Annotated in this window: 3 protein-coding genes; 2 read left to right on the top strand and 1 reads right to left on the bottom strand. The window is 69.3% G+C overall.

Features of this window, described 5'->3' with window-relative positions:
- On the top strand, window positions 1–662 hold a 662-nt coding region (locus tag K0M70_RS11250; protein ID WP_290781950.1), incomplete at its 5' end, for an NAD(P)/FAD-dependent oxidoreductase.
- 12 nt (window positions 663–674) lie between these two features.
- Here K0M70_RS11250 and K0M70_RS11255 read toward each other — a convergent pair.
- Entirely contained in the window at window positions 675–2,498 is a 1,824-nt protein-coding gene (locus K0M70_RS11255; protein WP_290781951.1) for a DUF885 domain-containing protein, read from the bottom strand.
- A 155-nt stretch (window positions 2,499–2,653) separates the two neighbouring features.
- Between K0M70_RS11255 and K0M70_RS11260 the strand changes: the two genes are divergently transcribed.
- Window positions 2,654–3,753: acyl-CoA dehydrogenase N-terminal domain-containing protein (locus tag K0M70_RS11260; protein ID WP_290781952.1), on the top strand; the 1,100-nt coding region annotated here is incomplete at its 3' end.

Raw genomic sequence — 3,753 nt, forward strand, 5'->3', positions numbered from 1 at the left:
CCCCCCCGCCCCCCCCCCCCCCCCGCCACGTGGTGCTGCCCACGCGCGCGGGGCTGGTGCCGCTGACGCTCAGCGGCAAACACCAGGAGCACTACGCCGAACTGGCCGGCGTGGCCTTCCCGGTCGAAGCGCGCTGCGGCCAGGCCAGCTTCCGCAACGCCATGCTGGTCACCCACCGCGGCCTGAGCGGCCCCAGCATCCTGCAGATCTCGTCGTACTGGGAACCCGGCAAGGAACTGCTGCTCGACCTGCTGCCCGAGCGCGACATCCTGGCCTGGCTGCTCGAGCGCCAGGCGGCCAAGCCCGCCGCCGAACTGCGCACGGTGCTGGCCGAAGCGTTCCCGCAGCGCTTCGCGCAGCGCCTGTGCGAGGTCTGGTTCACCAACAAGCCGATGCGCCAATACACCCACAACGAGCTGCCGAACCTGGCGCGGCAGCTGGCGAACTGGCCCATCATCGCCAGCGGCACCGAGGGCTATCGCACGGCCGAAGTCACGCTGGGCGGCGTGGACACCGACGGCCTGTCGTCATCGACGATGCAATCGCGCTCCAACCCCGGCCTGTACTTCGTCGGCGAAGTGATGGACGTCACCGGATGGCTGGGCGGCTACAATTTCCAGTGGGCCTGGGCCTCGGGCCACGCCGCGGGCCAGGCGGCGTAGCCCGCATCCGAATCAGTTGATGGCTTCGTCCAGCAGCAGCTGGCGCGCGAACCGCACCGGCGGCGCACCGTTGGCCAGCATGCGGTCGTGGTAGCGCTTGGCGTCGAAGTCCGCGCCCCACTTCGCCTCGGCGGCGGCGCGGGCATCGAAGTGCTCCTGCGCACCGACGAAATACGTCGCCAGCTGCGTGGACGACAGCTGCGCGCGAATCCACTTGCCCTCCGCTTCGCTCTGCTGCTGGAACGTCTGGCGCACCATCAGGTCCATCGCCTGTTCCTTGGTCCAGTTATCCACGTGCACGCCCTGGTCGAGGATGGCGTTGGCCACGGCGCGGGCGTAGAACTTGAGCTGGTTGAGGCGGAACAGCGGGTCGTTGTCGAGGTATCCGGCGTCGGCCACCATCCGCTCGGTGTAAACCGCCCAGCCCTCGGCGAACGGCCCCGAGCGCAACACTGCGCGCAGGGTGGACGGGTGGTCGGCGGAATGCACGCCCTCCAGGTAGTGGCCGGGCATGGCCTCGTGGATGGTCAGCACGTGGATCATGTAGTCGTTGTATTCGCGCAGGAACGAATCCACCTTGGCCTGGTCCCACTCGTCCGGAATCGGCGAGATGGCGTAGTAAGTGTCCAGACCCTTGTCGAGCGGGCCCGGCGAATCGCAGTAGGCCACCGAGAAGCCACGCTGGAACTCCGGCATCAGGATGATCTTCACCGGCTCGTCGGGCACCGTCACCAGGTCCTTGCTGCGCACGAAACCGGTGGCCACTTCCAGCGTGTGCTTGGCGAAATCCACCACTTCGTCGCGACCCGGCCGGTCGGCATAGCTCACTTCCAGCGCCGCCTCGATGGCGGCCTGGCGCTGGCCTTCATCGGGCTGGTCGGGCACGGGCGGCGCGCCGTCGCGGTCCTTGAGCACCGTGCGCGCGACGGCGTACATCTGGTCGCGCACGCGCAGCAGCTCGGCCTCGGCGCGCTCCCGGATCTCGGCGCGGCTGAGCGACGAATTCAGCGCGAACACCAGCTGCTGGTCGTACTTCTGCGCGCCGACGCGGAAATCCCCGGTGGCGTTGGGCACCAGGGTCTCGTCCAGCCAGACCTGGTGTTCCTGCGCGGCGGCGCGCACCTTGGCCACCGCGGCGTCCAGGCGCGTGCGCTCGTCGCCCTGCAGCTGGTCGGCGGCCGGCACGATGAAACCGTCCAGCAGGCTGGCCAGGCCGCGGTTCTGGCGGGCAACGGTTTCGGCATGGGTACGCGGTACGCGGGCCGGGTCGAGGTTCTCGCGCGCCTGGGCCAGCAGGCCCGGCAGCTTTTCCATGCGCGCGGTGGCGGACCGCAGGCGATCGGGCATCGGCGCGAACTCGCGCGCCATCAGGCTGTAGATCGCGCCGCCGGCCAGGCCGCTGTAGACCTGCGGATCCCAGGCCCAGCGCTGGAACACCTCGCTGTCCCACAGCCCGTACTCGAGGTTGTTGCGCAGGATCAGCGCATCCACCTGGTTTTCCCGCGACAGTCCGGACACGTCGATGGCATCGAGCGCGGCCAGCATGCTCCGGGCCCAGTCGACGCCCTTCTGGCGGCCCGCCGCGCTCAGATCGTCCAGCTCGGCATCGAAGCGGTGGTCACCGATGCCGGTGGCGCTCACCGGGGCCAAGGCCAGGCCTTCGTCCAGGAATCTTGCGGCCAGCCCGGCGAAGGCCACGTCCGCCGCGGACTGGGCCGGCGTGGAAGCGGCAGCGGCCGCGGCGGGGGTATCGGTGGTCGCGGTGTTGGGGGTGCCCGGCCCGCAGCCGGCGAGCATCGCGGTGGCAAGGGCGGTCGCTATCAGGGTCTGGCGCATGTCGATTCCGGGCGTTGGGCAGGTGCCGAGCATAGCCCCAAGCCGCGGCATCTCCCCATCCCGGGACCGGCGGCCAGGCCCCCGGGCGGCCATCACCTGGCCCGTACGGAGCGGTATGGTAGAGTCGCGCCCTGCCCACCCACCGGTACCTGTCCATGCCCCAGTACACCGCCCCGCTGCGCGACATGCGCTTCGTCCTGTTCGAACTTCTCAAGGTCCAGGACGAGCTCAAGGCGCTGCCGCCCTATGCCGAGCTGGACATCGAGACCATCGAGGCGGTGCTTGAGGAAGGCGCCAGGTTCGCCAGCCAGGTCATACAGCCGCTGAACCAGGTCGGCGACCGCGAAGGCTGCACCTACCACGGCAATGGCGTGGTGACGGCCCCGACCGGGTTCAAGGAGGCCTATGCGCAGTTCGTGGAGAACGGCTGGCCTTCGCTGGGCTGCGACCCGGACTTCGGCGGCCAGGGCCTGCCGACCATCGTCAACAACCGCCTTTACGAAATGTGGAATTCGGCCAACCAGGCCTGGCTGATGTACCCGGGCCTGTCGCACAGCGCCTACGAGTGCCTGCACGCCTTCGGTACCGACGAGCAGAAGCAGGTCTATCTCACCAAGATCGTCTCGGGCCAGTGGACGGGCACCATGTGCCTGACCGAGCCGCACTGCGGCACCGACCTGGGCATGCTCAAGACCAAGGCCGAGCCGCACGCCGACGGTGGCTTCGCGCTCAGCGGCACCAAGATCTTCATCAGCGCCGGCGAACACGACCTGGCCGAGAACATCCTGCACCTGGTGCTGGCCCGCCTGCCCGACGCGCCCGCCGGCACGAAGGGAATCTCGCTGTTCCTGGTGCCCAAGTTCGTTCCGGACGCGGACGGCAACGTCGGCGCGCGCAACAGCATCCAGGCGGGCTCGATCGAACACAAGATGGGCATCCACGGCAACGCCACCTGCGTGATCAACATGGACGCCGCCCGCGGCTGGCTGATCGGCGAGCCCAACAAGGGCCTGGCGGCGATGTTCGTAATGATGAACTCGGCGCGCCTGGGCGTGGGCATGCAGTCGCTGGGCCTGGCCGAAGCCGCGCACCAGAATGCCGTGGCCTACGCCAAGGACCGCCTGCAGGGCCGTGCGCCGGCCCGCGCCGCGCCGCCGGAAAAAGCCGCCCCCCCCAACATCGTGCAACCGGACCTGCGCCCCAGGCAGCTCACCACCCCCCCCGACACCGAAGGCGGCCGGGGCATCAACAAACA

The sequence above is a fragment of the Arenimonas sp. genome (genome assembly GCF_019459675.1).
Classification (GTDB): domain Bacteria; phylum Pseudomonadota; class Gammaproteobacteria; order Xanthomonadales; family Xanthomonadaceae; genus Arenimonas.